This is a genomic window from Nocardia carnea, from assembly GCF_029868325.1.
GTDB lineage: Bacteria > Actinomycetota > Actinomycetes > Mycobacteriales > Mycobacteriaceae > Nocardia > Nocardia carnea_C.
Window position 1 is genome coordinate 112,234 of the sequence record NZ_JARWNW010000269.1, and the last position, 26,457, is coordinate 138,690.

General features: G+C 67.0%; 26 protein-coding genes. 9 read left to right on the forward strand and 17 right to left on the reverse strand.

Annotated elements, in window-relative coordinates:
- The first annotated feature begins 23 nt into the window (after positions 1-23).
- The 4 genes from QH196_RS26160 (at position 24) to QH196_RS26175 (ending at position 3,696) form a co-directional block, all read left to right on the forward strand.
- The gene (locus QH196_RS26160) at positions 24-1,448 is read left to right on the forward strand and encodes an aldehyde dehydrogenase family protein (protein WP_280418493.1); all 1,425 of its coding nucleotides are present in this window, start codon (positions 24-26) and stop codon (positions 1,446-1,448) included.
- A gap of 76 nt (positions 1,449-1,524) precedes the next feature.
- The gene (locus QH196_RS26165; RefSeq protein ID WP_280418494.1) at positions 1,525-2,361 is read left to right on the forward strand and encodes a TauD/TfdA dioxygenase family protein; all 837 of its coding nucleotides are present in this window, start codon (positions 1,525-1,527) and stop codon (positions 2,359-2,361) included.
- Between the two features lie 46 nt (positions 2,362-2,407).
- Positions 2,408-2,785: a carboxymuconolactone decarboxylase family protein gene (locus QH196_RS26170; protein WP_280418495.1), complete on the forward strand. Its 378-nt coding sequence runs from the start codon at positions 2,408-2,410 to the stop codon at positions 2,783-2,785.
- On the forward strand, positions 2,782-3,696 hold the full coding sequence (locus tag QH196_RS26175) for an NAD(P)-dependent oxidoreductase (RefSeq protein ID WP_280418496.1): 915 nt from the start codon (positions 2,782-2,784) through the stop codon (positions 3,694-3,696). Before QH196_RS26170 ends, QH196_RS26175 begins: the two co-directional genes overlap by 4 nt.
- Positions 3,697-3,804: 108 nt before the next feature.
- Here the strand turns inward: QH196_RS26175 and QH196_RS26180 are convergent, their stop codons facing one another.
- The 9 genes from QH196_RS26180 to QH196_RS26220 form a co-directional block, all read right to left on the reverse strand.
- Positions 3,805-4,791 carry an ABC transporter ATP-binding protein gene (locus QH196_RS26180; RefSeq protein ID WP_280418497.1) on the reverse strand — a complete coding sequence of 329 codons (987 nt, stop codon included), beginning with the start codon at positions 4,789-4,791 and terminating at the stop codon, positions 3,805-3,807.
- The gene (locus QH196_RS26185; protein WP_280418498.1) at positions 4,781-5,803 is read right to left on the reverse strand and encodes an ABC transporter ATP-binding protein; all 1,023 of its coding nucleotides are present in this window, start codon (positions 5,801-5,803) and stop codon (positions 4,781-4,783) included. The genes QH196_RS26180 and QH196_RS26185 overlap by 11 nt, the downstream gene beginning before the upstream one ends.
- A 29-nt stretch (positions 5,804-5,832) precedes the next feature.
- On the reverse strand, positions 5,833-7,395 hold the full coding sequence (locus QH196_RS26190; RefSeq protein ID WP_280418499.1) for an ABC transporter substrate-binding protein: 1,563 nt from the start codon (positions 7,393-7,395) through the stop codon (positions 5,833-5,835).
- Positions 7,396-7,409: 14 nt separating this feature from the next.
- The gene (locus tag QH196_RS26195) at positions 7,410-8,303 is read right to left on the reverse strand and encodes an ABC transporter permease (protein ID WP_280418500.1); all 894 of its coding nucleotides are present in this window, start codon (positions 8,301-8,303) and stop codon (positions 7,410-7,412) included.
- Complete coding sequence (locus QH196_RS26200; RefSeq protein ID WP_280418501.1) at positions 8,300-9,250, reverse strand: ABC transporter permease; 951 nt, start codon at positions 9,248-9,250, stop codon at positions 8,300-8,302. The genes QH196_RS26195 and QH196_RS26200 overlap by 4 nt, the downstream gene beginning before the upstream one ends.
- A gap of 273 nt (positions 9,251-9,523) precedes the next feature.
- On the reverse strand, positions 9,524-10,858 hold the full coding sequence (locus QH196_RS26205; protein ID WP_280418502.1) for a cytochrome P450: 1,335 nt from the start codon (positions 10,856-10,858) through the stop codon (positions 9,524-9,526).
- A 37-nt stretch (positions 10,859-10,895) separates the two neighbouring features.
- Positions 10,896-12,599, reverse strand: a complete 1,704-nt coding sequence (locus QH196_RS26210) for a nitric oxide reductase activation protein NorD (RefSeq protein ID WP_280418503.1) — start codon at positions 12,597-12,599, stop codon at positions 10,896-10,898.
- Positions 12,596-13,420, reverse strand: coding sequence for a CbbQ/NirQ/NorQ/GpvN family protein (locus QH196_RS26215; protein WP_280418504.1), 825 nt, complete (start codon positions 13,418-13,420; stop codon positions 12,596-12,598). The genes QH196_RS26210 and QH196_RS26215 overlap by 4 nt, the downstream gene beginning before the upstream one ends.
- 1 nt (position 13,421) lies before the next feature.
- The gene (locus tag QH196_RS26220) at positions 13,422-14,591 is read right to left on the reverse strand and encodes a spirocyclase AveC family protein (RefSeq protein ID WP_280418505.1); all 1,170 of its coding nucleotides are present in this window, start codon (positions 14,589-14,591) and stop codon (positions 13,422-13,424) included.
- Positions 14,592-14,793: 202 nt separating this feature from the next.
- On the opposite strand from QH196_RS26220, the gene QH196_RS26225 reads away from it, so the two are divergent.
- Together QH196_RS26225 and QH196_RS26230 are read left to right on the forward strand one after the other, a co-directional pair.
- On the forward strand, positions 14,794-15,396 hold the full coding sequence (locus tag QH196_RS26225) for a TetR/AcrR family transcriptional regulator (protein WP_280418506.1): 603 nt from the start codon (positions 14,794-14,796) through the stop codon (positions 15,394-15,396).
- A gap of 84 nt (positions 15,397-15,480) precedes the next feature.
- The gene (locus tag QH196_RS26230) at positions 15,481-16,596 is read left to right on the forward strand and encodes an NAD-dependent epimerase/dehydratase family protein (RefSeq protein ID WP_280418507.1); all 1,116 of its coding nucleotides are present in this window, start codon (positions 15,481-15,483) and stop codon (positions 16,594-16,596) included.
- A gap of 96 nt (positions 16,597-16,692) precedes the next feature.
- Here the strand turns inward: QH196_RS26230 and QH196_RS26235 are convergent, their stop codons facing one another.
- On the reverse strand, positions 16,693-17,295 hold the full coding sequence (locus QH196_RS26235) for a TetR/AcrR family transcriptional regulator (protein WP_280418508.1): 603 nt from the start codon (positions 17,293-17,295) through the stop codon (positions 16,693-16,695).
- A gap of 200 nt (positions 17,296-17,495) precedes the next feature.
- On the opposite strand from QH196_RS26235, the gene QH196_RS26240 reads away from it, so the two are divergent.
- Complete coding sequence (locus QH196_RS26240; RefSeq protein ID WP_280418509.1) at positions 17,496-18,698, forward strand: cytochrome P450; 1,203 nt, start codon at positions 17,496-17,498, stop codon at positions 18,696-18,698.
- Between the two features lie 163 nt (positions 18,699-18,861).
- Here QH196_RS26240 and QH196_RS26245 read toward each other — a convergent pair whose 3' ends face one another.
- Positions 18,862-19,188, reverse strand: a complete 327-nt coding sequence (locus QH196_RS26245) for a histone-like nucleoid-structuring protein Lsr2 (RefSeq protein WP_280418510.1) — start codon at positions 19,186-19,188, stop codon at positions 18,862-18,864.
- 390 nt (positions 19,189-19,578) lie between these two features.
- Between QH196_RS26245 and QH196_RS26250 the strand changes: the two genes are divergently transcribed.
- Positions 19,579-19,830, forward strand: coding sequence for a hypothetical protein (locus QH196_RS26250; RefSeq protein ID WP_280418511.1), 252 nt, complete (start codon positions 19,579-19,581; stop codon positions 19,828-19,830).
- 195 nt (positions 19,831-20,025) lie between these two features.
- On the opposite strand, the gene QH196_RS26255 is transcribed toward QH196_RS26250, so the two are convergent.
- From QH196_RS26255 to QH196_RS26270, 4 genes are all read right to left on the reverse strand, one after another.
- Positions 20,026-20,370 carry a DUF1801 domain-containing protein gene (locus QH196_RS26255; protein ID WP_280418512.1) on the reverse strand — a complete coding sequence of 115 codons (345 nt, stop codon included), beginning with the start codon at positions 20,368-20,370 and terminating at the stop codon, positions 20,026-20,028.
- 88 nt (positions 20,371-20,458) lie between these two features.
- A complete protein-coding gene (locus QH196_RS26260) occupies positions 20,459-20,608 on the reverse strand; it encodes a hypothetical protein (RefSeq protein ID WP_280418513.1) in 150 nt (49 codons plus the stop codon).
- A 47-nt stretch (positions 20,609-20,655) separates the two neighbouring features.
- Entirely contained in the window at positions 20,656-22,317 is a 1,662-nt protein-coding gene (locus QH196_RS26265; protein ID WP_280418514.1) for a bifunctional 3'-5' exonuclease/DNA polymerase, read from the reverse strand.
- A 386-nt stretch (positions 22,318-22,703) separates the two neighbouring features.
- The gene (locus QH196_RS26270; RefSeq protein ID WP_280418515.1) at positions 22,704-23,672 is read right to left on the reverse strand and encodes an Acg family FMN-binding oxidoreductase; all 969 of its coding nucleotides are present in this window, start codon (positions 23,670-23,672) and stop codon (positions 22,704-22,706) included.
- A gap of 466 nt (positions 23,673-24,138) precedes the next feature.
- Between QH196_RS26270 and QH196_RS26275 the strand changes: the two genes are divergently transcribed.
- On the forward strand, positions 24,139-25,329 hold the full coding sequence (locus tag QH196_RS26275; RefSeq protein WP_280418516.1) for a DoxX family protein: 1,191 nt from the start codon (positions 24,139-24,141) through the stop codon (positions 25,327-25,329).
- Between the two features lie 109 nt (positions 25,330-25,438).
- Here the strand turns inward: QH196_RS26275 and QH196_RS26280 are convergent, their stop codons facing one another.
- On the reverse strand, positions 25,439-25,810 hold the full coding sequence (locus QH196_RS26280; RefSeq protein WP_280418517.1) for a VOC family protein: 372 nt from the start codon (positions 25,808-25,810) through the stop codon (positions 25,439-25,441).
- A 99-nt stretch (positions 25,811-25,909) separates the two neighbouring features.
- Positions 25,910-26,425 (reverse strand): hypothetical protein, encoded by a 516-nt coding sequence (locus QH196_RS26285; protein ID WP_348538107.1) that lies wholly within the window; start codon positions 26,423-26,425, stop codon positions 25,910-25,912.
- Positions 26,426-26,457: the final 32 nt, after the last annotated feature.

Sequence of the window (26,457 nt, forward strand, 5' to 3'; positions counted from 1 at the left end):
CCTGAGATCGCGAGGTGAACCCCATGCCTGCCACCGAATCGTTCATCGACGGCGCTGCCGTGTCCTCCGCCGAGGTGTACGACAATATCGACCCCTCGACGTCCCGGTCGCTGGGCCCGGTCGCCCGCGGCGGACCGGACGAGGTGGACCGGGCAGTCGCCGCTGCCCGGCGCGCGCTGCGCCACTGGCGCACCACCACACCCGAACACCGATCGGTCGTACTCGGCCGGGTCGCCGACGCGATCGATACCCATCATGCGGAACTCGCCCGCTACGAATGCGAGGACACCGGTAAACCCCTGAGCCAGGCCCGTACGGATGTCACCGTCGCGGCGCGATACTTCCGTTTCTACGCGCACGCCATCGATACCTACTATGGCCAGACCATCCCCCTGAACAGTGATCTCCACGTCTACACCCGCCGCGAGCCATTGGGAGTCACCGGGCATATCGTGGCGTGGAACTATCCGATCCAGCTGATCGCCCGCGCGGCGGCGCCCGCGATCGCGGCGGGCAACGCCGTCGTGGCCAAACCTGCCGACGAAACACCCCGCAGCGCCGTAGCTCTCGCCCAGCTCGCCGTGGGATGCGGTCTGCCGGCCGGAGTATTCAACGTCGTCACCGGTATCGGCGCCGAGGCCGGTGCCGCACTGACCGCGCACCCGGGCGTCGATTTCCTCGGCTTCGTGGGATCCACCCGTATCGGCTCGGAGGTAGCCCGTGCCGCCGCGCAGCGGGTGGTGCCGGCGGTCCTGGAACTCGGTGGCAAATCTCCGCAGATCGTCTTCGCCGACGCCGATCTGGACACCGCGGCGGAATTCGTCGCCAAGGCGATTCTGCAGAACGCCGGACAGACCTGTTCGGCGGGTTCGCGGCTGCTGGTGGAGGAATCGGTCCACGACGCCCTGGTGGACAAGGTGCTCCAGCGGTTCGCCCGGGTCACCATGGGGCCCGGGCGCGACGATCCCACGCTGGGACCACTGATCTCCCGGAAGCAGCAGACGAGGGTCGCCACCATGGTGGCCGGGCTTACTCGCGGAGAAATCCTGTGTGGCGGCGCCGTTCCTCTCGATGCCGGCCTGGCCGACGGCGCCTACTTCCCCCCGACACTCATCGACGGTGTCGATCCGGCAGCCACCCTCGCGCAGGAGGAGATCTTCGGGCCGGTGCTCACCGTCAATACCTTCGCCGGCGAAGACGAAGCAGTGGCCCTGGCCAACGGCACCGAGTACGCCCTGCTGGCGGCGCTGTGGACCCGGGATCTGTCCCGCGCGCACCGGCTGGCGGCCGAGGTCGTGGCGGGCCAGGTCTACGTCAACACCTACGGCGCCGGCGGCGGTGTCGAATTGCCGTTCGGCGGATTCCGGAGATCCGGCTACGGCAGGGAGAAGGGCCTTGCCGCCCTCGACGCGGTCACAGCCACCAAAACCGTTGTGGTGAAACTGTGAACCCCCGGCTCCCACCCGCTCAGCGCGCCTGCAGCGGTGATCAACACAACGCACAACAGTTTCAGGAGATATTGCGATGACGGAAACCGTGGCATTGACCCCCGGGCTGGGAGCCGAACTGATCGATATCGGCGATCTGCTGTCCGACGATACCGTCGCCCGGATTCAGGAGGCGGTCAAATGGCGCGGCGTACTGCTGGTGCGCGGTGCCCACCTCGACGACGCCGCACAGCTCGAACTGAGCCGCAAACTGGGTACCGTACTGGCTCCCGGCGGGAAAGAAATCTTCACCGTATCGCTGGATCCCGGTAAGAACCCCACTGCCGAATACCTCAAAGGAACATTCTGCTGGCATATCGACGACACCACGAACCGGATACCCGCGAAGGCCACCATACTCACCGCGCGGCACGTTGCCATGGTCGGCGGCGGCACCGAATTCGCCAATACCTACGCTGCCTATGAGAACCTCCCGGAGCGGGAACGCAAACGCTGTGCGGACCTGCGTGTGGTCCACAGCCTCGAGGCGGCGCAGCGCGCGGTATACCCCGAGCCCACCGAAAAACAACTCGCCCGATGGCGGCGAATGCCCACCCATGAGAGCGCACTGGTCTGGCAACGCCGCGACGGCCGGCGGTCCTTGGTCATCGGCGCCACCACCGACCATATCGTCGGCATGGATCCCGCCGGCAGCCGCGAACTACTCGACGAACTGCTGGAGTGGTCCACCCAGGAGCGTTTCCGCTACACCCACAACTGGTCGGTCGGCGACCTGGTGATCTGGGACAACACCGGCATACTCCACCGTGCCCTGCCCTACGATCCGGCCTCCGAGCGGACCATGCACCGCACCACCCTCGCAGGCGACGAACCGTGGAATCAATCCTTCCCCACGCCCCGTGCCGATCACTGATCGCGACCCGAGACCGCCCGCTCCACGACAGGCAGGAAATACACCCGTGAACGAGGACACCTACGACAAAGGACGGCGGATTCGCGCCCAGGTGCTCGGCGCGGACTACGTCCGTAGGAACACCGGCGACGATTTCACCCAGCCGATGCAGGATCTCGTCACCGAGTACTGCTGGGGAACGGTGTGGGGCCGCGACGGTCTGCCACCGCAGATCCGGTCGATGCTCACTCTCGCGATGCTCTCGGTACTCAACCGGCCGCACGAATTGCGCACCCACGTCAAGGGGGCACTCAACAACGGTGTGACCCGCGACGAGATCCGCGAGGTACTCCTGCAGGTTGCCGTGTACGCCGGTGTCCCGGCGGGCGTCGACGGTTTCCGGATCGCCCGGGAGGTTTTCGCCGAACTGGACAGCGCCGGATGAACACCCCGGATATCGGCCTGATCGGCCTGGGCAATATGGGATTCCAGATGGCCACACGCCTTCGGGAAACCGGCCACCGGCTCGTGGTGTTCGACGCCTGCCCCGAGCCGATGGACCGGGCGGTCGCGCTCGGCGCCGTGGCCGCGACCTCCCCCGCGGACGTGGCCGACCGCGCCGAAACAGTGCTGACCAGCCTGCCGACACCGCAGGTATCGCTGGAGGTCGCCACCGGCGGCGAGGGCATCGTCCACGGTTCCCGGGTACGCCGGGTCGTCGAACTCTCCACCATCGGCGCGCAGACCGCCCGGCGGCTTTCGGCGCTGCTCGCCCGACGCGGAATCGCCTTGCTCGACTGCCCGGTCAGCGGCGGCACCGCCGGGGCCCGCAACGGCACCCTCGCCCTCATGGCTGCCGGGCCCGCGGACGAATTCGGCTACGCCACGCCCGTTCTCGAGGCGCTCGGCCGGCCGTTCCTCGTGGCCACCGAGCCCGGCGCCGGCCAGACGATGAAGCTGGTCAACAATCTGATGGCTGCCGCCACACTGGCCGCGACCGCCGAGGTGATGGTCATGGGGGTGAAGGCCGGCCTGGACCCCACCGTGATGATCGATGTACTCAACGCCGGCTCGGGCGCAACCCACGCCAGCCGCGACAAGTTCCCCCGCTCGGTACTCCCCCGCACCTTCGACTTCGGCTTCGCCACGGGACTGATGACCAAGGACGTCCAGCTCTACCTGCGCGAGGCAGCAGAACTCGGCACACCGACCGAACTCGCCGAAGCGGTCGCCCGGCGCTGGGAAGAGACCACGGCCTCCCAAGGACCGGACGCCGATTTCACGACCATAGTGAAACCGCTCGAGTCGGCCGCGGGCGTGATCGTCGACGGACGAGACGACCGCCGCAACCACTGATCCCCGCAACCACGGGCTCCGGACTCTGCGCCACCGGCACCACGCCGATTTCGTAACCCGCCGGCTCAGGGCCGGCGGGATACGAAATGTACTGCCCGAGGTTCGGGCTCAGGTTTCGGTCAACGGGAAGTGACAGGCGGCGTACTGCCCCGCGCGGACCTCGCGGACCTCCGGTTCCTCGTCGGCACATCGGCTCTGGGCACGTGGGCAGCGGGTCCGGAACCGGCAGCCTTGCGGCGGTGCGAGTGGTGAGGGAATATCTCCGGCCAGCGCCGGACCCCGGAAGCCCTCGCCGGGGCCGGCGAGCGGCACCGAATCGAGCAGCGCCCTCGTGTAGGGGTGCGCCGGGTGGTCGTACACCTCGACTGCATCACCGAACTCGCATACCTTGCCGAGGTACATGACCATGACGTTATCGCTGATCGTCCGCACGACACCGAGGTCGTGACTGATGAACACCACGGTCAGGTCGTATTCGGCCTTGAGCTCGGAAATCAGATTGAGAATCTGCGCCTGCACCGAGACATCCAGCGCGGACACCGGTTCGTCGCAGATCAGCAGCCGGGGATCCACCGCCAGCGCCCGCGCTATCGCGACCCGCTGGGCCTGCCCACCGGACAGTTGCCGGGGCAGCGCCCCGGCGAACCGCTCGTCGCCCATCCCGACCTTCGCGAGTACTTCCGCGGAGGTCGCCGCGCGCTCGTCCGCAGGTTTTCCGGCCACGGCCAGGCCCTCGACGACGATATCGCGCACCGGCCTGCGCGGGTTCAGCGAGGCCACCGGATCCTGAAAGATCATCTGCATCTCACGCCGCAGCGCACGCATACGGCGACCGCCGGCTTCATCGATCCATTCGCCGGCGAAGGTGATCCGGCCGGAGGTCAGGGTGTCCAGGCGGAGTACCGCCCGGCCGGTCGTGGACTTTCCACACCCCGATTCCCCGACGATTCCGAGGGTTTCGCCGGGCAGGACATCGAAGCTGACCGAGGACACCGCCTGCACGGTCCCGCCGTCGGTGTCGTACTCGACCACCAGATCGCGCACACTGAGCAGTGTCGCCTCGCCGCGCAGGTGCGCGGTTCCGCTACCCGCCATGGATATCACCACCGGACTCGGAATGGACAGTTACGGATTCGGGAACAGGATGAACACACGCCACCAGGTGATCGGCGGAAATCTCGGTCAACACGGGACCGGGGGCTTCACCGCAGCCCTCGGCGACATGACCGCACCGGGGCGCGAACCGGCAACCCGGTGGCGGTGCCGACGGATCCGGCAGGCTGCCCTCGATCAGCCGCAGCGGCGCGTATCGCCGGCGTTCGATCGTCGGAGTGGCATCCATCAGGGCCCGGGTATATCGATGCCGGGGCGCGGCGAATACCCGGCGGGTCGCCCCGGATTCGGCCAGCCGCCCGGCGTACATGACCGAGACCCGGTCGGTGCGACCGGCGACCACCGACAGATCATGGCTGATCAGCATCAGCGACATCCCCCGGTCCCGCTGCACGCGGCGCAGCAGGTCGAGGATCTGCCGCTGGATCGTCACATCCAGCGCGGTGGTCGGTTCGTCGGCGATCAGCAGATCGGGCTCGCAGGCCAGGGCGATCGCGATCATCACCCGCTGCCGCATCCCACCGGACATCTCGTGCGGGTAGTTGCGCAGCCGGCGCTCCGGATCCGGGACCCCGACCTCCCGAAGGAGTTCCAGGGCGCGAGTTTTCGCTTCGGACCGGCTGGTTCCGAGATGTTTGCGCATGCCCTCGGTGAGCTGGCGTTCGAGACGTACGACCGGATTGAGCGACCGTCCGGGGTCCTGGAAGACCATGGCGATCTGGTTGCCCCAGATCTCGAGTTTCTCCTTCTTGGACAGCGCGAGAATGTTCCGGCCTTGGAAGATCACCTCGCCGGAGCAGCCGGCGCGTGGCGGTAACAGTCCCATGATCGCCCGGGCCATCACCGACTTCCCGGATCCCGATTCGCCCACCACGCCCAGTGCCTGCGCCCGGTCCAGGTCGAAGGAGACATCGTCCACGGCGCGTACGACACCGCGTTCGGTCCTGATATAGGTGTGCAGATTCCGTACCTGCAGATTCGGTTGAGCACTCATGGTTCCCAGCTCTCTTCGGGCTGTGCCCGCTATTCGACGATCCACAGCTCCTCGGGCCGCACCGACCCGGCGCCGTACATGGTGAGACCACCGACGTTCTTCGCGGTAGCCGCTCCCGCGACGGTTCGTATGTAGAAGACGGCGGGCATCAGTTCGATCAACCGCTCCTGAACCGTCCGGTAGATCCCGATGCGCTGCTCCACATCCGTCGACGTCCGGCCGGTGTCGAGCGCCTGGTTCAGGACCGCGTCGTCGATACCGGCGGTGTTGCGGCTCGAGTCGCCGTGGAATGCCGTCCACAGGCGGGGTTCGGGGTCATCGAAGAACGCGCCGCCGGTCATCACGTCGAAATCGTGCGTATAACGCAGTTTGATCAGGTCGATGATATCGATGACCTTCACTTCGACCTCGATATTGTCGAACGCGCTGAGCTGAGCCTGCACACTTTCCGCCAGCAGCCGGTTCTCTGTCTGCGCGGTGGTGGTGTAGGTGAACTTCACGGGCTTGCCCTCGGCCGCCAGCTCGTCGAACAACCGTTGCGCAGTCTCCGGATCGTGTGTCTGCAAGGGCAGGTCCGGCGCATAGTAGGGAGACGATTCGCGGAACAGGGTGGTCGGGAGTTCCCCGCTTCCGTGGTAGATCGTCAGGTTGAGCGCGTTCACATCGATTGCGGCCGCCACGGCCCGGCGGGCGCGGATATCGTCGAACGGCGCACGCCGCATATTCATCGACAGATGCTGTCCGCCGTGCAGCGCCGCCACCGCGGTGGGGAAGCCTTGATTCTTCAGCTTTTCGATACTTCCCCAGTTCGAGCTGATGATCACGTCCGAACCACCACTGATCAGCGTGTTGTACCCCTGAACGGAATCGCCGGAGGTGCGCAGCTCGATCCGATCGAGATACGGTTTCGGCGCATCCCAGTACTGCGGGTTCTCGACCAGCTCGATCACGTCTTGGCGGGCCCATCGCTGGAGGGTGAACGGACCCGCGCCCACCGGGTTGCGGTCGAAGGCCGCACGTCCCGCTTGCAGCGCCTGCGGTGAGGCGATCCAGTTCATCGAACTTTCCACGATTGTGTAGGCGAAATGCGGTACCGGGTGGTGCATCCGTACTCGCAGCGTGGTCGGGTTCACCACTTCGGTCGCGGCGATCACCGCCGCATCCTCGGCATAGGAAGATCCGTTGGCCGGGTCGGGGAAGCGATCCCAGTTGTATTTCACGGCCGCCGCGTCCAGCGGGGTACCGTCGGTGAACCGCAGATCCGGCCGCAACGTCAGGTCGAAGGTGGTACCCCCGTCGTGCGTGGCGAAGCCGGTCGCCATGGTGTAGTCGATCTTCCCGCTTTCCGGATTGTTGACCATCAACGTCCCGTACAGGGCATTGCCCAGCATCGCGTTGATCACCCACTGGTTTCCCAGGGCCACCGGGTCGAGGGTGCGTGGCTCACTGATCTGGATGATCTGCGCGGTGCCGCCGGGTACGGGATCGCCACCGGGGCCGGTTCCGGTTCCCGCTCCGGTTCCGCCACAGGCAGCCAGGACGAGAGCGGTGCAGCCCACGGCGATCGAACGAAATAGGGATGTTCGCAGCATCTTCGGCCTTTCGGTCAGTCGCGCATCGTGCGATCGAATCGGCCGCGCAGGTGATCGCCGGCCTGGTTCAGCGCGAAAACTGTGCAGAAGATGACCGCGGCGGGTACGAAAACCAGGTGCGGTGCGCCCGCCAGGCTGTCCTTGCCGTCGGAGATCATTCCGCCCCAGCTCGGTGTCGGGGGCGGAATGCCGAGCCCGAGAAAGCTCAGCGATCCTTCCGCGACGATCAGTGCGGCCATGATGACCGGGAGATATGCCAGCAATGGTGGCAGCACATTGGGCAGGATCTCCTTGCCCAGGATCCGGCCGTGACCGGCACCCATGTTCCGGGCAGCGAGCACGAACTCGCGGGCCGTCCAGGACAGCGTGTTCGCCCGGGCAAGCCTGATGAACGACGGGACGATGATCAGCGACAGGCCGGCCATCAGGGTGCGCAGGCCCGGAGTGAAGACCGCGGTCAGCGCCATCAGCAGGATCAGCGGCGGGAACGCGAGCATCGTATCGCTGAGCAACCGGATCCCCGAGTCCGCTCGCTTCTGGAAATAGCCGCCCAGCATCCCGATACTCGCCCCGATCGCCGACCCGATGAGGGCCGCGACGGTACCGACCAGCAACGACACCTGGGCGCCGTAGACGCACCGGGACAGCATCGAGCGCCCCAAGTTGTCGGTGCCGGCCAGGAGATCGAGCGACCCGAATTGCGGAGGTTGCCGTGGCGGGCCGACCGGGATCGAATACGAAGCCAGGGGAAGCAGGTCGGCGAAGATGGCCGCCCCGATCATCACGCCCAACCAGGCGTAGGACAGGTACACCAGGATCGAGCGTGGTTTCCGCAGCCGGGGAACGTCCGGCTTCCTGGGCGTCCGGGCCCGCTGCTCGGGCGTTGTCTGCACGTCGGCTCGGGTCATACCGTGGCCACCTTCCTGACCCGCGGGTCGATCAGCTCATAGCTGGAGTCGACCAGGATGTTGACGACGACATAGACGATCGCCATGAATGCCACGATTCCCTGCACCATGATGAGGTCCCGGGAAACGATCGAGGACGCGAGCAACTGGCCGAGCCCGGGCAGCGAGAACAGCGTTTCGACGATCACCGTGCCACCGATCAGGCGCCCGAGATTGAGACCTGCCAGGGTGATCAACGAGAACGACGACGGACGCAGCGCATGCCGAAACATGACGTACCATTCGCTCATCCCCTTGGCGCGTGCCGCCCCGATGAAATCCTCACGCAGAGTGGTGATCAGGTCTGTCCGCAGCAGCCGGTGGAATGCGGCGATCTCCATCAGCGCCATGGCGATGGCCGGCAGCAGGGCGGACTGCAGGTTGAGCCCGATCCCGTCGCCGATACGGTTCCATCCGGCCACCGGGGCCCAGCCGAGTTCGACGGCGAAGAAGTAGATGAGTACCGGGCCCGCGACGAACGCAGGTACGGAGAGGAATACGGAGGTCAGTGCGGCGGTCCCACGGTCGACCGGGCCACCGGGTCGCATCGCCGACAACACGGCGAGGAAGACCGCGCTGACCAGTGCGATGACGAGCGCCATGGCGGCCAGCTGGAATGTCACCGGCAACCGTTCCGCGATCGCCGTCGTCACCGATTGTCCCGTGAGCGGTGAGGTACCCAGATCGCCCTGGGCGGCGTTTCCGACCCAGTGGAGGTATTGCATCCACACGGGATCGTCGAGGCCGAGCTTGGCGTCGAGCGCCGCAACCGCTTCCGGCGTGGCCGCGTCGCCGAGGATGGCCTGCGCCACGGAGCCCGGCGCGAAACTCAGTAGCACCACGACAGCCAGGGTGACCAGGAGAATCACCAGCAGGCCCCGGCCCACTCGCCTCACGATGGAAAACATCATCCACCTTCGCCTTTCCGAAGCGCGCGACCGTCCGGCCGGACACCCGTGGGGTGCCTGACTCGCGTTTCTCGGTCTGATGCGGGCTGACGCGACCTGGCGAGAATCCGATTCTCCTCACAGAGATTTGTGTTCGCGTTCTGGGTAGAATCATATTCTACCCAGAGCCAGGTCGTACGAAAATGACGAAAGTCCTTCGAAGCCGCTGGTAACAGCGTCTTTTCGATTATGTTGCCGGCCGGTCGACCCTGACCCTCCGAGCCGGCTGCGCGATCACGTTCCTGCGGTGACAGGGGCGGCGAGCCCCTGGTCGTCGATCATCCGCTCCAAGACGACGAGTGTGTCGTCCAGCCCGGGCCCCGACCGGCGACCCGGAGTGAACGTCGCGGGCAGTTTGCGCATCCCCTGGATCACCCCGATGGTGTCGTAGTGGACCGTCGCTTCGGGGTCGCAGTGGAAGTCCGGTATCCGGTCGAGAACCGCGACCAGCATCCGCTTGAACACCGTGCGCGCGAGATTGGACCCGATACAGCGGTGGATACCCAGGCCGAAACTGGTATGCCGATTGCCTTTACGGTCCAGGACCACGGTATCGGGATCGGGAAAAACCGCCGGGTCACGGTTCGCCATCGCCCAGGACAGCCAGAGCCGCTCACCTTCGGCGAATTCCTGGCCGGCGATATCGCAGTCCGCGGAGATGGTGCGGCCGTCGCCGGGCGCGGGGGTGAAATAGCGCAGGAATTCCTCGGTCGCGGAGTTCAGCAGGAGGTCGCGTTCGCGGCTCAGGGTTTCGCGCTCGGCGGGGTGTTCGGACAACCATTCCAGAGAGTGCGCGGTGAGCGCGGTGGTCGTATCGAACCCGCCGCCGATGAGCAGCCCCAGCATGCCGAGCAGATCGATATCTTCGGGCTTCTCGCCGTCGATCTCCAAGCGGGCCAAGCCGTCGATCAGTCCGGGCCGCGGATTTTCCCGGATTTCGTGCAGGTTCGCCAGCAGGTCCAGGCCCATCGCCATATTCAGTTCCTGCACCCGCTCCCGATCGGGTGAATCCGGTGGGGTGTACACCACCGCGTGCGAGGGTTCGTTGTATACGACCCACTTCGCGAGCGGGATCCCGAGCATGCCGAGGGTGACGACAGCGGGGACGATATTGGCGAGATCGTCGACGAAGTCGATGCGCCCGGATTCGATCTTCTCGTCGAGGCACGCCCGCACCAGTTCATCGATGAACGGTTCCCACCGGCGTACGGCACTCGGCGACAGGTACGGGTTGAGCACCGCCCGGAACAGCCGATGCTCGGGATCGTCCATTTCCAGGATGCCGTTGCGCATGGGCATCGGCGTCTCGGCGAACGGAATGGTGATGCCGAGATACCCGCGGCGCTCGTTCTTGTAGTCGCGATCGTTGGATACATGCGGGCACCGCGCCAGCTCGAACACTTCCCGGTGGCCGGCGGCGACCCAATGGCCGCCGTGGGTTTCGGTCCAGGCCACCGGGCATTTCTCGTGCATCTCCCGGGTGATCTCGGCGAATCGGCCCCGGTACTCCGGGGTGTGGCGATCGAAGTGATAGAGCTTGCGGGTCCGGCCCGAGTGTCCTGTGTCCACTGCTGTTTTCCTTTCGAGGGGCGGGAACTGGTGCCGTTCACCTGCCTCGTGGTTTCGGTGCGCTGAGTTCGCGTAGCGCCGCCGAGAACAATTCGTCCATCTGCGGGCTCAGGCCGGAGAGTGTCGCGGCCTCGGCATATCCGCCGGGCCCGAAGACGCGTTCGAGTGTGTCGGTGGTGGTGGCGGCGCCGATGGTCAGGCAGAGGCTCGCGATGCCTTCGGCGCGGAGTTCGTCGACTGCCTTGCGGGTGTCGGCTTCCGCGTAGCGGCTTTCGTAGCCGTGGTCGTACGGCAGGGCGTCGGTGAGAACGAGCAGCAGGCGATACGGTGTGCCCGCTTCGGTATCGAGAATGCGGCCGGCGCCTCGGATACCGGCACCGAGCCTTGTGTAACCGGAAGGCTCGAGTTGGGCGAGTCGCGCCCGTTCGACGGCGCCGAACCGCCGGCCGAAGGTTTTGATCGCCGCGAGGTGGACGGCGTGGCGGCTGTCGGAGCGGAATGCGTAGACGGCGACGCGGTCTCCGAGTTCCTCCAGCGTGGCGGCGAGGGTGGCGGCCGCGCGGCGGTGGTGCTCGTGGACGGCGAGGCCGTCGGGGTCGGTATCGGTGGCGGAACCGGACGTGTCGAACAGGATGAGAACACCGAGATTCCGGGCAGATGTGCGGGTTTCGGCATAGATGTTCTCCGCCCGCGAGTAGCCCGACCGGATATCGACGACCAGATCGAGCAGCGCGTCGATATCGAGTTCGTCTCCGTCGGGACGCCGGCGGAGCACCTTGGGGCCCAGGCCGACCCGCGCCAGGCGACGCCGGAGCACGTGGTCGTGCGGGATGGCGGCGGCGGAGGTATCGGCGTCGGTGGTCAGCGGGAAGTCCAGGACCCGGCACCACTCGGGCCGGTACCGGTTGCCGTGGACGTCCCATTCCGGGTACCACGCTCCGCCTATTCCGGTGACGGCACCGGGTTTTCCGTCGACCACGAATGTGATCGGGGTGGGCAGCGGCCGGGCGTCGCCACCGGCCGTACGGCCCCGCCGGACGGCCCCGGCCCGCATCTGGGCACCGGCATCGCTGTCCCCGGAAGCACGCGAGGTGCCGAGCAGTTTGCGCAGCAGATCGGCGAGCCTCTCCGAGTTGACCATGGGGTTTTCGAACAGCTTCAGGATGCGGCTGGTGCCGTTTCCTTCCGGATCGTTGTCCTCTTCGTCGTCCTCGGGCTCGGGCCGGTCGGGGAGATCGAATGCCGCCCGCAGGTCTTTATCGGTCGCCCGGGCGCTCGGTCCGCTGCCCGATTTCAGTAATCGTGCGGGTTCGATGACCCCGAACCACTCCGGTGGGTCGGCTATCACCGCCTTGCCTCTGGCGAGGGTGAGCGATTCGCCGGTGGTGGCGGTCATCGCTTCCCCATACGGTGCGAGCGCGGCGGCGAGCGGTACGTGGCGGGCGAGCTCGGCGAGCCCACGCCTGCCTTCGAGCGCCAGGTAGCGGCGCGCGACGTGCGGACGCCCCCGGAGCCTCCTGACCACGAGTGGGTCCAGACTTCCCGCCCGGAGCAGAGCGCACTGCACCACTACTTCACTGCGCTGGTGGGCGTGGGAACGGCCCGCGGATACGAAGACGGCGTCGCCGTCGGTATACGAGGCCTGGCCGGTCGGTGCCGCCGCGACCGCGACGGACCGGCCGGCGAGGAAGGTCGCGAGGAGCCGGAACCGTTGCGGCCCCTGCACTTCGGTGGCAGTCATGACGACGGCAGGACTGCGTCCGCGAGTTCACCGAGGGCTCGGACGATATCCGGATCGTCGGACAACGCCTGAACGACCGCGGACCGGACGGCGGCGCGCAGATTCAGCCCACCGGACACCAGAGCCCCCGCCAGGATCAACATCCTGGTCGAGGACGCTTCGCGCAGCGGTGACCCCTCCAGATTCCGGATAGCGTTACCCAGTGTCACCAGCGCGTTCGCGATCTCCGGGGCCACCCCGGCCTCCCGCGCCACCACCTCCCGCTCGATATCGGGCGGTGGAAAACCGAGTTCGATCGCAACGAATCGCTGCCGGGTCGACTCCTTGATGTTCTTCAGAACACTCTGATACCCGGGGTTGTAGGAGATCACCAGCTGGAACCCCGGCGCCGCCGGCACCGTGGTGCCGAGCCGGTCGACGGGTAGCTCACGGCGATGATCGGCGAGCGGATGGATGACCACCGTGGTGTCCTGACGCGCCTCCACGATCTCGTCCAGATAGCAGATACCGCCTTCTCGGACGGCGCGGGTCAAAGGGCCGTCGACCCACACCGTTTCGCCGCCTTTGAGCAGGAAGCGGCCCACCAGGTCCGCGGAGGTCATATCCTCGTGGCCCGCGACGGTGATCAGCGGGCGGCCGAGTTCGTGCGCCATGGCCTCCACGAACCGGGTTTTCCCGCATCCGGTGGGGCCTTTCAACAGGACCGGAAATCCCTGGCAGGCAGCCGCGCGGAATACTTCCGCCTCGTCCCCGGCCGCCCGGTAGAACGGTGGCTGCACGCCGGGGCGGCTCACGGCTGTGGCTGTCGCTGTGGTCGGCATATCAATCCTCCGGCTGGAACGGCACGATCTTCGGAACCTCGACTCCGTCCGGGAGGACGAGCTCACCGTCTTTGTTGATGTACCCGGAATCGTTGCGGGGCATCGGCAGATCGGGGTGCGGGCATGGCCTGTCCGTCCCGTCCCCGCAGATACCACCGGTGAAGTACGAACGCTCCTGGATATCCTCGGGCCAGGGATCCGCATGCTGGCCGACCCATTGCGCGGGCAGGTTGTAGAACACGAAGAAGATCGCACTCACGGCCGCGAATATCGCCAGGAAGCGCGTGAGCTGCTGCCGGACGACACCACCGCGGACCTGGTCGATCCCACGCTCCACAATCGTGCGACCGCGATCATCGGTGAAGAAACGCAGACAGGCCAGGCCTGCTTGCACCGCGCCCCACATGAGGCCCTCGTAGATCGGCCACTGGTAGTAGTGACCCGCGTTGAACGACACCGACTGGATTGCGCCCGGGAAGGTGTAGAGCCCGAGCGGCAGCAGTATCAAACCCTCCATGACGAAGTCCAGGACGAAGGTGAACGCGAAAGTGACACCGATCAACTGGAGATTGCTGATCCCGGGCCAGCGCGATTTGACCTTCCGCATGAACCAGCACACGCCGATCGTGATGAGCAGTACGCCCCACGCGTAGCCCGGAACATTCATCAGCAGTGGTTCGGCGACCTGGGCACCCGGCTCCTCCTGCGATACCCAGCCCGGAACGTGGGGCGCCCACGACCCCCTGTTGAACATCCAGGTGTTGTACGTGCACCAGGTGTTCACATAGTTCAGGAACGGGTCCTGGAAGAACATCAGGCCCATGGACGCCAGCAGGATGCCGTCCAGGGTGATCCGGCGCTCGCGCCACCACGGCCTGATGATCCACCAGTAGATGGCGATGGGGAACCCGATCAGGACACCGGCGGTCCAGATGCTGAGGATCGTCTTCATGAGCAACGGCGGATCGTTCGGGCCGGTCGGCACCCGCTCGAAGTACGGGCCGGTGATCCATCTGGTCCAGACATACACCTGGAGCGCCAGGATCAGCCCACCGACGGTGGCCCAGATGTAGATCCCCTTGTTCACCTGCCGTTTCGGGGCGCTCAGGGTTTTCGCATCGCCGAGGGTTTCGGTGATCTCGGGAGTCTTCTCGTTCGACAGTTCGCTCATGCAACTGCCCCTTCTGGATTGCGTTCCGCAGCGCTCACGGGTCGGCTCGCCTACGGCGCGATCCGCGCGATACCACCGGCGCCCAACGGAAGTCGGTCTTCCGCGGCGGTCTGCCTCGTTCCGGCATCCGACCCTCCGCCAAGATACCAATGGGTATCTGGAGTCACAATAGGTATCTGAGATCCATGTTAGGATCGAACGCGTGGTCGAGCGTTGGACGAAAGAACGGCGATTGGAACGCACCCGCGCGCTCCTCCTGGATGCCGCCGAGGAAGTGTTCGCCGAAAAAGGTTTCGCGGCAGCCACCCTCGACGATATCGCCCATGCGGCCGGCTACACGAAAGGCGCCATCTACAAACACTTCTCGGTGAAGGAAGAACTGTTCCTGGCAGTCAGCGACCGATACTGGCGCCGCTACTTCGACAACTTCTCCGAGGTTCTCTCGACCGTCACCGCGGTAGGGCCGCGCGAACTCGACCGGGTCGCCGAACGGTGGCGCCGGCTCGGCCGCGATCGCGGCGCCGAGCACGCGGCACTGGGGCACGAGTTCAGCCTCTACCTCCTGCGCAATCCCGAGGCCCGGGCACGCGTAGCGGCCAAGAGACTGGAAGTGGCCGAAGAACTCGCCGCCTTCGTCGCCGAGAACCTCGAACGCGTCGGCGGTAGCCTGACGATCTCTCCCCTGGCCTTCGCCCACGTACTCATCGCCACCAGCGATTCCGTGATACTCGGCAGCCAACTCGACGATATCGACCTCTACCGGCCGATCCTCGAAATGTATCTATCCGTCGTCAAACTCCCCTGACAGCCCCTCAACGGTTCGCATCCTGCATACGAACCCCCATGGCAGCACAGCCTTTCCCGCGGGGGCGGCGTGAAAGAAGGCACCATGAGCGCTCCCGTCCTCGTCACCGGCGCATTCGGCCAGGTCGGTAAACGCGTCACCGAACTCCTACTGTCCAGGGGGCATACGGTGGTGGCCACCGATCTACGCACCGCACCCGCCCTGACCACCGCGCAAAAACTGGCCGCAGCAAAACAGCCGGGCACCCTGCGCACCCACTTCGCCGATCTGCTCGACCGCGATGCCGTCGAGGCACTCGTCGGTGACCACCGCCCCGGCACGATCATCCACCTGGCCGCGATGTTCTCCCCGCAGTCCTATCGCAATCCCCGATTGGCCCGGCGGATCAACGTCGGCGGCACCGAGAATCTGGTACGCGCCGGTCAGCAGCTGCCGGTCGCACCGCTGCTGTTGTTCGCGTCCAGCGCCGCGGTCTACGGTTCCCGCAATCCGCATCGGCACCCCGAACGCATCACCGCGGACACACCGGTGGCCCCGATCGACCAGTACGGCGAGGACAAGGTATTGGCCGAAGGCGTTATCGCCCGGAGCGGTCTGCCCCATGCGTTCCTGCGGCTGGGCGGTGTGCTGTCCCCCGATACCACCGCCGGTATCAACGCCGATCATCTGGTGCTCATCCGAGCGACGCCCGGCGACAACCGGCTGCACGGCGTCGATGCCCGCGACGTCGCACTGGCTTTCGCCAATGCTGCCGAGCGCCGTGCGAGCATCGATGGCAAGGTGCTGCTCATCGCCGGTAACGACAGTTATGTCCACACCCACCGCGACGTCGAGGATTCCATGTTCGATGCCATGGGCATCGGCCGGCTCGGCCCCTCGGCAAGTTTGCCCGGCGACCCCGGCGACGACCGCGGGTGGGCATTCACCGGCTGGTTCGACACCACGGAATCACAAGCGCTGCTGGAGTTCCAGGAGCACGACTGGCCGGAGACGGTCGCCTGGGTCGCCGAGTCCCAGCCGCGCTTCCTGCGCGCCGCCCTCCGGACAACCGGCCCGCTTCTGCGCCCGGCCATCCGCACAGCCCTGGCCCTGCAGCGGCGCCTCGAACACCGCGGCCCCTACGCCGAACCCTGGTCCCTGATCGCGTCCCGGTACGGCCCCCAGGCCCTTGCCCGCGGTAACGGAGAGAACGGCCGCTGAGGGTGGCGACCCGGCAGGAGAACGCATCCCGCCGGCCACACCACCGTCGTGGCCATCGCGGCGGGCGCGCAATATCCCGACCCCAGGATGGTGCGGTCAAGGCGCGGTGATGACCGCCGTGTACAGCTCGAGGACCGGCCGGTACAGGTCGGTGTTGTTCAATTCGGCGGCCAGCATGATGCTGTCGCTGGTGGCGATCAATATCTGCGCGAAAACGGAGGCCGGCATCGCCAGGGTGGCACCGAGCTTGCCGAGGCTTTCGCCGATGAAGGCCGTGAGCTCGTCGTGGACCCGCTGCTGCTGCGGCACCACGCGGGCGCGGGCCTCGGGGTTGCGGAACAGGTAGAGGGTGAATTCGTAGCCGAGCGCGGCCTGCTGGGTGCCGCCGTTCTCGGCGAGGCGTCGCCAGCGTCCGGCGATCTCGGCGAGTTCTGCCTCGCCGATTTCGGTGACCGCGGCCAGCAGCTCGGTGAAGGTGTCGAAGAAACGCCGCCAGTACCGTTGGTGCACGGCCAGGAACAGGTCTTCCTTCGCCTTGAAGTGCACATAGATCGCGCCCCGCGTGTAGCCGGCGGCAGCCGCGATGTCGTCGAGGCTCGCCGCACCGAACCCCTTGGCGGCGAATACCTCCTGCGCCGCGTCGACGAGCAGGGTACGGGTGTGCTCGGTGCGTCGTTCCCGAGTCCAGCGCTCCACCATCGCACCATCCTGCCAAAGCGAAAACTCGCATACGGCTGACAATCTCACATACGAGGACGTATGTTGATTACGAGTCCGTATCTCAGGTGCGGATCGGCACCTACGGTGTCCACCCGGCCGCGTCGCCGTAGGTGCCCACCGAGCCGTCTGGCGTGAACCGATGCTCTTGGGGGTGCATCTCCCGGGGAGGAGTGACGGCCATGACCGTCCCCGCTACCAGCGAAGTCTTCTTCGATCCCTACGACACGGGTCTCATCGCCAACCCGTACCCGATGTTCGGCCGGCTCCGCGAAGAGAAGCCGCTGTACTACAACGAACAGCACGACTTCTACGCGCTGAGCCGGTATTCCGATGTCAACAGTTGCCTCGCCGACACCGCCACCTACAGCTCCGGCCGCGGCAATGTCCTGGAACTGATCAAGGCCGGTATCGAGATCCCGCCGGGCCTGCTGGTGATGGAGGACCCGCCCCGCCACGATATCCATCGCCGGCTCGTGGCCCGGATGTTCACTCCCCGCACGATCGGCCGGCTGGAACCGATGGTGCGCGAATTCTGCGCCCGCAGCCTCGATCCCCTCGTCGGCGGCGCCGGATTCGATTTCATCGCCGACCTCGGCGCCCCCATGCCCATGCGGGTGATCTGCATGCTGCTGGGCATCCCCGAAGAAATCCAGGAGGCGGTGCGGGATCACTCCAATTCCCAGGTGTCCACCGAAGACGGCCGCCCCATGACAGCGGCCGCGGACGGGTTGGACGATGGCCGCATCTTCGCCGAATACATCGACTGGCGAGAAAAACACCCTTCCGACGACATCGTGACCGAACTGCTCAACGTCGAGTTCGAGGACGAAACGGGCACCGTACGGCGGCTGACCCGCGACGAACTGCTGATGTATGTGAACGTGGTGGCCGGCGCCGGCAACGAGACCACGACACGGCTGATCGGCTGGGCGGGCAAGGTCCTCGCCGAACACCCCGATCAACGCCGCGAACTCGCCGAGGACCCCGGACTGATCCCCCGGGCCATCGAGGAACTACTCCGACTCGAACCGCCGGCGCCCCATGCCGCACGCTACGTCACCCGCGACGTCGAACACTACGGGCACCGCGTACCCGCGGGCAGCGTCATGATGCTCCTCATCGGGGCAGCCAACCACGACCACCGCCGATTCCCGCCCGACGCCGACCTTTTCGATATCCACCGCCCGCCGCAACCCCATCTCGGGTTCGGGATCGGCGCACATTTCTGCCTCGGCGCCGCCCTGGCCCGCCTCGAAGGACGCATCGCCCTCGAAGAGGTGCTGCGACGCTTCCCGGAATGGAACGTCGACCTCGCCGCGGCCCGGATGTCGACGACCTCGACTGTCCGCGGGTGGGACACCATGCCCGCCGTCCTGCCCTGACCGGTACCCGGACACACGGTCGTCCGGAACGATCGACGCGAAATTCGCTCTGCACGATCTCGAAGGCCCGGGGGGCACATCGTCACCGGCGCAGCCAGCGGTTTCGGCCTGGGCGCATGCCGACGCCCGGCCTCGGGCCGGCAGCGAACCGGCGTCTCGGCGATCAGCTGGCGGCGCGCAGGTAGGCCTCCTGCACAGCCGAGGGGATCCGGCCGCGGTCCGGCACATCGTGACCGTTGTTCCGCGCCCACTCGCGCACCGTTTTCGCGTCTTTCGACCGTCCGGCGACGAACCCTTTGAGCCGGCCGCGTCCACCGACCCTACGGGCGAACGGCACCCACTTCGCCATGCTCGCACGAAACTCCCGCGCATTCGCCTCGGTCAAGTCGATCTCGTACAGCACTCCGTCGATACCGAACGATACGGTCTCCGCCGCCGCGGACTCGCCGTCCAGATCATCGACCACAGTGACAACAACTTTGCGCGCCACGCTCCATACCTCCACTCGCCGGATCACCCAAACTTCCCGCGGCACAGTAGCAGTCACCGATATCGGGAATCATGAGCAACGCCGGGCGAGCCGCCGATCCGAAAACCACGCCACCACAACGGCGTCGGCTACAGAGTGTTTCGACACAGCAGTCCACTCAGAGGCTGGTGCCGGAACCCGGAGGAGGTTCCCATAGGTGTTCATCGGAGGCCGCCCCGGACACCTGCTCGGTGACGACCGGATTGGGTACCGCCTCGACAAGATCGGGATCAAGCCCGACAGGAACTGTCGACCGCTTCGCCAACGCGCTCCGCACGATGTTCGATCTCGCCGAAAACTACCCGGATCCGGCGGAGCGGTCCTGGGGTACTCGCCGATCACGACGCGAGCTTGCCCGACGGCTGCCGCCCGGCTTGTGCGCTGCTGCACTCCGTCACTGGCTCACCGGCATCGACGCACCGGACCGGCGTCCTGCGCCGCTTCACCGACGTACGCTCGCTCTACGACCGCCCTGCAGAGTTCCTACTGACCGACTTCCGACGCCACGACGAGTTCGTCGGTTGGATCGCGCAGGGCAACATCGCATTCGACGGCGACAAAGCACGGGCGGAGTTCGAGAGCATATTCGAACCCTGGACCTGACCTGGCCGGAACCGTGAAGCCGACAGCCTTCCTCGCTCACCAAACGCGCATGCCAACTCGCGCCTGTCGAAATTCACCGCGCTGGAGGCCACGGAATAGTCATCCACGGGATCGGCATCGGTGCGTACCTCGTGAAGAAATCTCCCGATACGAATGGAACACTCCGAATGCACCCGGGTTGCGGCGGCAGGCCGATCAGAGGCTGGTGCTCGCCTTTGCCAGGAAACCGGCGAGCAGGTCGTAGTCGAGTTCCTGTCCCTCGGCGATATCGGCGGTTTTGCGCTCACCGTTGCCCATCGACCTGAGCACTCCCTCGACCGCCTCGATCTCCGCGGCGTTGAACACCATGAACGACACTTTGCTCTTGGCCGCATGGATCAAGGCCGCATGCTGCCCATTTTTCAGGAAATGTGGTTTGCCGTACTGGATCTGCTCCTCGACCCCGGGGATCGTCTCGTGGACCATGGCGCGCAACCGGCGGCACACGTCGATCTGCCACGGCGGCAATTTTTCGATGTATTGGGTTACTTCGTCGTTCATGCAGTGCTCCTGGAAACTCGGGGGTTGATCGTCGGCGCCGATGGCCGGCACCGAGGGGTCGGTGTGGTGCTGCGGGAGGCGAATACGATCAGCGGCCGGTATCGCCGGCCGCCTCGACCGGGCCGCTCTGCTCCTGCGTCCGGCACAGGGATGAGTATTCACCGAATTCGGATTCCGGCGGGGCGAACTCGATGTTCTCGCGACCCTGCACCGGGTTGGGCGGATCTTGCACCCGCACGGCTCTCGGCCGGCCTCCTGCTCGTGAGATCGGCCGACCGCCGAGCCCTATCCGGCGTCCCCATAGCACTCCACCACCGACGTCGAAAAGGGAAACCGCACCGGTGTCGGCCCGAAAACCAGCCGACCGGCGGTATCGGCCGCGGTGGCGATCATATCGGCGATCCGCGTCGCCTCCTCGTGCGGACAGTGCACGATCACCTCGTCGTGCTGGAAGAAGACCAGTTCGGCACGGAGCCCGGCACGGAGGATCGCGTGGCGCAGACCCGCCAGGACCAGCAGAGCCCATTCGGCGGCACTCCCCTGCACCACGAAGTTCCGGGTGAATCGGCCCCGGGCACGCGCGGCCGAGCTGGTGCCGTATTCGCTGCCGGTCGGCAGCTCCTGCCAGTCCGGGGTCTCGACCGATACCGGTGGGCACGTCCGCCCCAGCCGGGTCCGCACCAGCCGGCCCTCTTCGCCGGCCCGCGCCGCTTCGTCGACATAGGCCACGGCTACCGGATACCGGCTCCGCAGGCCGGCCAAATGGGTCAGGGCGTCGCCGGAAGTCTGGCCGTAGATGGCGCCCAGTAGCGCGAGTTTGGCCTGCGCACGGTCACCGCCGAAGCCACGTGCCGCCAGATCCGCGTACAGGTCGTCGGCCCGGCCGGCCGCCTGCATGAGCCCCGGGTCGCGCGAGACGGCGGCGAGTATCCGCGGCTCCAACTGGTCGGCGTCGGCGACCACCAGGCACCAGCCCGGATCGGCGCGGATCGCCCGGCGGATCACTTTCGGGATCTGCAGGGCACCACCACCATTGGTGGTCCAGCGGCCGGAAACCGTGCCGCCGGGGAGATACTCGGGACGGAAGCGTCCGCCGTGCACCCACTGGTCCAGCCAGGACCAGCCGTGAGCCGTGTAGAGGCGGTACAGGGTTTTATAGGCCAGCAGCGGCTCCACCGCCGGATGTTCCACGCGTTGCAGCTCCCATTTGCGGGTAGACGACAACTCGATTCCGGCGCGGCCGAAGGCCCTGATGATGTCGTTGGGGAGATCCGGCCGGACCCTGGCACCGAACGCCCGAGAGACTTCGTCGGTCAGTTCCGCCATCCGGCGGGGCTGCGATCCGCCCGGATAGCGTTCCCCCAGCAGCGTGTCCAGCAATTCGCGGTGGAGATCGGCGCGCCATGGGATACCGGACCGCGACATCTCCGCCGCGACCAGCATGCCCGCGGATTCTGCGGCCAGTAGCAACCGCATCCGGTCCGGATGCTCGGTGGCCGCCGTGCGGGCGAGCTGGCCCGTGTACACCTCGAGCAGGGCGGTGAATTCGTCCGTTCCGGCGGGTAGCGGCACCGGGCCCGACTCGAACAGCGACGGCTGGAGTTCGGCAGCACGGGCCGGGGCATCCGGTGGCACCGGCAGGTTGTGCAGGCGGGCCCAAGCGGCCGCCAAGGATCGAGCCTGCCCGGCCTGGCCTTCCTCGTATCCGATCAGCAAGGCCTCCGCGGCTTCCACGTCGTAACAGCGCTCGACCCGTACACCCGCCGCCAGGAGCGATCGGTAGATACCGGCGGTGGAACGCCACACCCATCTCTCGACCTCGGGGCGCGTCCGCACCGCCTCGGCGAGCGACGGCTCGCGGACCACCGCTCCCGCGGGCCGGCCGTCCGGACCGAGCGGGCACAGAACCGCACCGCCGTCACCCGTCTCCGCCACCGCCCACCGCATGTCCCGAGTCTGGCACCAGCCTCCGACAACCTCGGCAACAGTTCACCGCGGGCAGACTTGTCAGCAGTTCACCATGGGTGTTGGTCGCTGCCCCTCCTGGTCTTTTTATCGGGCAGCAGTCGCGTGAGCAGACCGAGTACGAGACGTGTTTAGATGCGCATATCTAGGTATCCACACGGCTATGTTCTATGGGGAACATGCCGGCAGCCCCCAGTCGGCGACGCCGAGGGCAGCTCCAGCCCGGACCGAACCCCATTGCCGACGCAAGTGAACGTCGAGAAGGCTGGGCCGCGCGCTCGGGTGCCTGGAGTCTGCTCGACCCCGACTTCCGGCGAGAATCGGGACACTCCCCGCCGGTGTCGGGTCAGCTCCCCGCCGGTGGCGGATCAGGCGGCGATGACGTCCGCTACCGGGCGGCGAGGAGTTTCGGCGAGCGGTGCCAAGCTACCGGCCGCCCAGCCGACGCGGACCATGGCCTGCGGGTAGGCGCAGTCGTGCAGGAGTCCGGTGCGGATCTCCTGACGGGAGTCGAGCATGCCGAGCGGTTCGGTCTGCAGACTCGTCGCCAGACCGAGCCCGGTCGCGGTCAGCAGGAGGGCACTGATTGCCTCGCCGGCGCGCAATTGGACGCGGCGATCGTCGTACGGGGTGCCCACGACCAGCCATTGGGCGCCGTCGGGCTGGTCTGCGGGGTCCAGCAGGGCGGGCTCGGCGAAGCTGCGGACCGGGATCTCGCCGGTGTGGCGAGGTGCGGGGGCGTTCCGGGAAGGAACGCCGTCGGCGGCGCGGCCCGGGCCGCTCCAGCGGGCGATCTCCGCCTGGTAGGCGGGGTCGGCCCTGTGTAGTTCGGCGGCGTGACGCATGGGGTCGGCCAGACGCGGGAGGAAGGGAGCCGGGACCTGCCGGACCGCGGCGCCGTAGGCGGAGGCCTGGCCGGCGAGTGCGCGGATATGCCCGGCGGGGACGGGGCGGGGCAGGTAGCGGCGGCGGTCGGTGCGCCGCAGGAGGATGGCGGCGGCCTGTTCGATCTGGACGTTGGTGGGGCGCTGCCGGGTGGTGTGCACGGTGGCGAGGTGATCGAGGTCGGTGGGATCCGGACAGTACTCCACACCGGTCGACCAGCCGAGCGCGGCCAGCGCTGTCCGCAGATGGTGTAGCGCGGCGCCGCAGCTGATGATCAGGGCCCGCTGATAAGGATCGGTGGCGGTGAGGTGGCGATCGGGGTCGGCGAAGAGCTGGATCCCGGTAGGGGTCGGTCGCCACCGCCACGGCTGGGTGTTGTGGACCGACGGAGCTCGGACGGCGAGGCCGAGGGCGATATCGAGGGCCTCACGATCCGGGATCTCGGCGAACATGTGTGGTGCGTCCTTCCGATCACAGAACTGATTTCCGGATGTGGTCCGGCGGCCGGCCACACCGGCACCTGGACGACGACGTGATCACCGCGGCACGCCGGCCGGTGAACCGCGGCCGCGACGGCGATTGCGCTGGTCCCGAGGGTAGACATTCGCGTCGGCGCCGGCATCGAGGTATCGGGCAGATTTCCGGGACTCGCTTCGGTCCGGATTTATCGCCGTGCCGGATTCCGTAGCGCACCAGGAAATTCCGGCCTCGTCCGCGCACCATGCCCCACAGCGGGCCGCGGGTGTGATATTGGACATGGCCGCCGCGGCGCCGGTTCGCGGGGTAACGCGCGCGCGACACGCGCGAGGCCCCGCTGTTTCCCGTACCGAATGCCGGGTAGATCGCCAGTACGCTGGGCAACCTCCCCTGGTTTCCGGCTGTGACAGATGCGATACACCGAGGAAAGGGATGCCTACCATGCTGATACGTCGGCTTGCCCGGCCGCTGCTGGCGAGTACGTTCGTCGCGAACGGCGTCGAAACCCTGATGCATCCGCAATCACGGGTACAGGAAGCGTCGAACCTGGTGGTGAAAGGGCAGGAATCGCTGCCGTCGAATATCGCATCGTCGCTTCCCTCCGACCCGGACACGATGGTCAAGGTGACCGCGGCCGTCCAGATCGCGGGCGGCACGCTGCTGGCGCTGGGGAAGGCACCGCGGCCCGCGGCGCTGGCCCTGGCGGCGACCGTGGTTCCGGCGACGGTCACCGAACAGAATTTCTGGGCGGAAACCGACCCCGTCCGCAAGGCCGCGAAGCGGACCGCGTTCCTGAAGGATATGGGCCTGCTGGGTGGGCTGATGATCGCCGCGGCGGATACCGCGGGCAAACCATCGCTGGGCTGGCGAGGCCGGCGGGCCGCCCGTAAGGCCGCGGCCACCGTCGGCGGGGCGCTGCCGGTCGGCGCATCGGGTCGTCACGGGTCCGGTGAGGCGGTTCGCCACCAGTTGCAGCAGGCCGCGGAGCGCGGCCAGGAGGTCGCGGGTACTGCGGCGAGCCGAGGCCAGGAGCTGGCGGGCACCGTCGCCGGTAAGGGGGCGGAGCTGGCCGAGCTGACCCGGGAACGTGGTCCGGATTGGGCCGAAGCGGCCAAGCACCGCGGGGCCGAGTGGGCGGATATCGCCAAGCACCGGGGCAGTGAACTGGCCGAGGTCGCGAAACATCGCGGCGGTGAACTGGCCGATACCGTGCAGACCCGCGGCCCCGGGTGGACCGAGGCCGCCAAGAGCCGCGCGGCCGAGATCGGCGATCTCGCGAAGCACCGGAGCAGCGAGTTGGCCGATACAGCGCAGGCGCGCGGCCCGGTATGGGCGGAGACGGCGAAGCAGCGGGCGGCGAGGCTGGCCGACGCCGCCAAGCATCGGGGCGAGGAAGTCGCCGAGACCGCGAAACATCGGGGCAACGAACTCGCCGGCACCGCCCAGGCCAAGGGGCCGGAGTTGACCGAGGCCGCCAAGAAGCGGGCGGCCGGTCTCGCCGACTACTCGAAGAACCGGAGCGGTGAACTGGGCGCAGCCGCAAAGGAACAGCGCGCCCAGCTGAAGAAGCAACGGGCGCAACTGGAGAAGGCCTACCGGAAGGGCCGGGCGGACGCGGCGAAGAACCGCTGAGCCGGCAAGCCGAATGCCCGGGCATGGTGAGCATGCCCGGGCATTCGGTTATCGGGGCCGAATTGCATGCGGCTGCTCCAACGGCACAAGCCGTGCGGCGGAGACGCGGTTACTCGGCCCGGACCAAGCAGAAAGTATGTCCTACCGGGTCTGTGTACACGCGGAAGTTGTCCGTCGTCTGGATGTGGGTCGCGCCGAGGGCGAGCACCGCGGATTCGGCGACCTCCATATCGCCGGCCCGGATATCCAGGTGGATCTGCTGAGATCCTGCCGGGTCGGGGAACTGCGGCGGCCGGTACTGCGGGGACAACTGGAAGGCCAGGCGGCGGCCCTGCGGGTCGGTCATAGCCACCCAGGTGTCATCACTTTCCGGCCGGACGATCTCCCCGCCGAGCACGCCCAGATAGAACTCGGCCAGTTTCCACGGGTCCGGGCAGTCCAGAACGACTGTGCGCAAACCCTCGATACCTTCGGCGGCCATCGGTGGCCCTCCTTCCACAACCGGACAACGGTCACGGCATACCCGGCGGACGCGGTGAATAACGTCGCCGCTCCCCCGGTACGCCGAGGTCGTCGCCGATCAGGGAGTTGTCGCGACCACCTCGTAGACCTCACCCACGGCCGCGGTCAGCAGTCGTTCGGCCATCTCCTGTTTGAGCACCGTCAGCCGGGCCTCGTCTTCGGATGTCCGGCCGGTTTTCGCGCCGAGTGCGATGAACTCGTCGGTGACGAACCCCGCGTCACGCAGCTGTACCCGCACGGTCCTGCCGCGGTAGCCGAATTCCCAGACGTACCGGGCGAGAGTGGTCCCGCGGGAGGTCGCGGCGAGTTCGGAGTCGACGGTGAAACGGTCCCCCGTGACGGCCCGCAGCGTCATCTCGACGGCGTCCCGGCCGCCCGGCCCGGGGAAGGCGGTACGGACGGTGACCTCGCGGCGTTCGACCTCGCCGAGCACGGCGACGGCCTGCTGCATGGCGCAGTAGGCGTGGGCGACGCCGCCGGGGAATCCCGGGCCGTGGTACTTCATGAGGTCGGGATAAGAGATGTTGAGCGGTACACCGGTTTCGTGGACGGTCAGCAGATGTCGCTCTTTCACTGGTCGCCCAGTCCAGCGTGGATTAGGCCGAG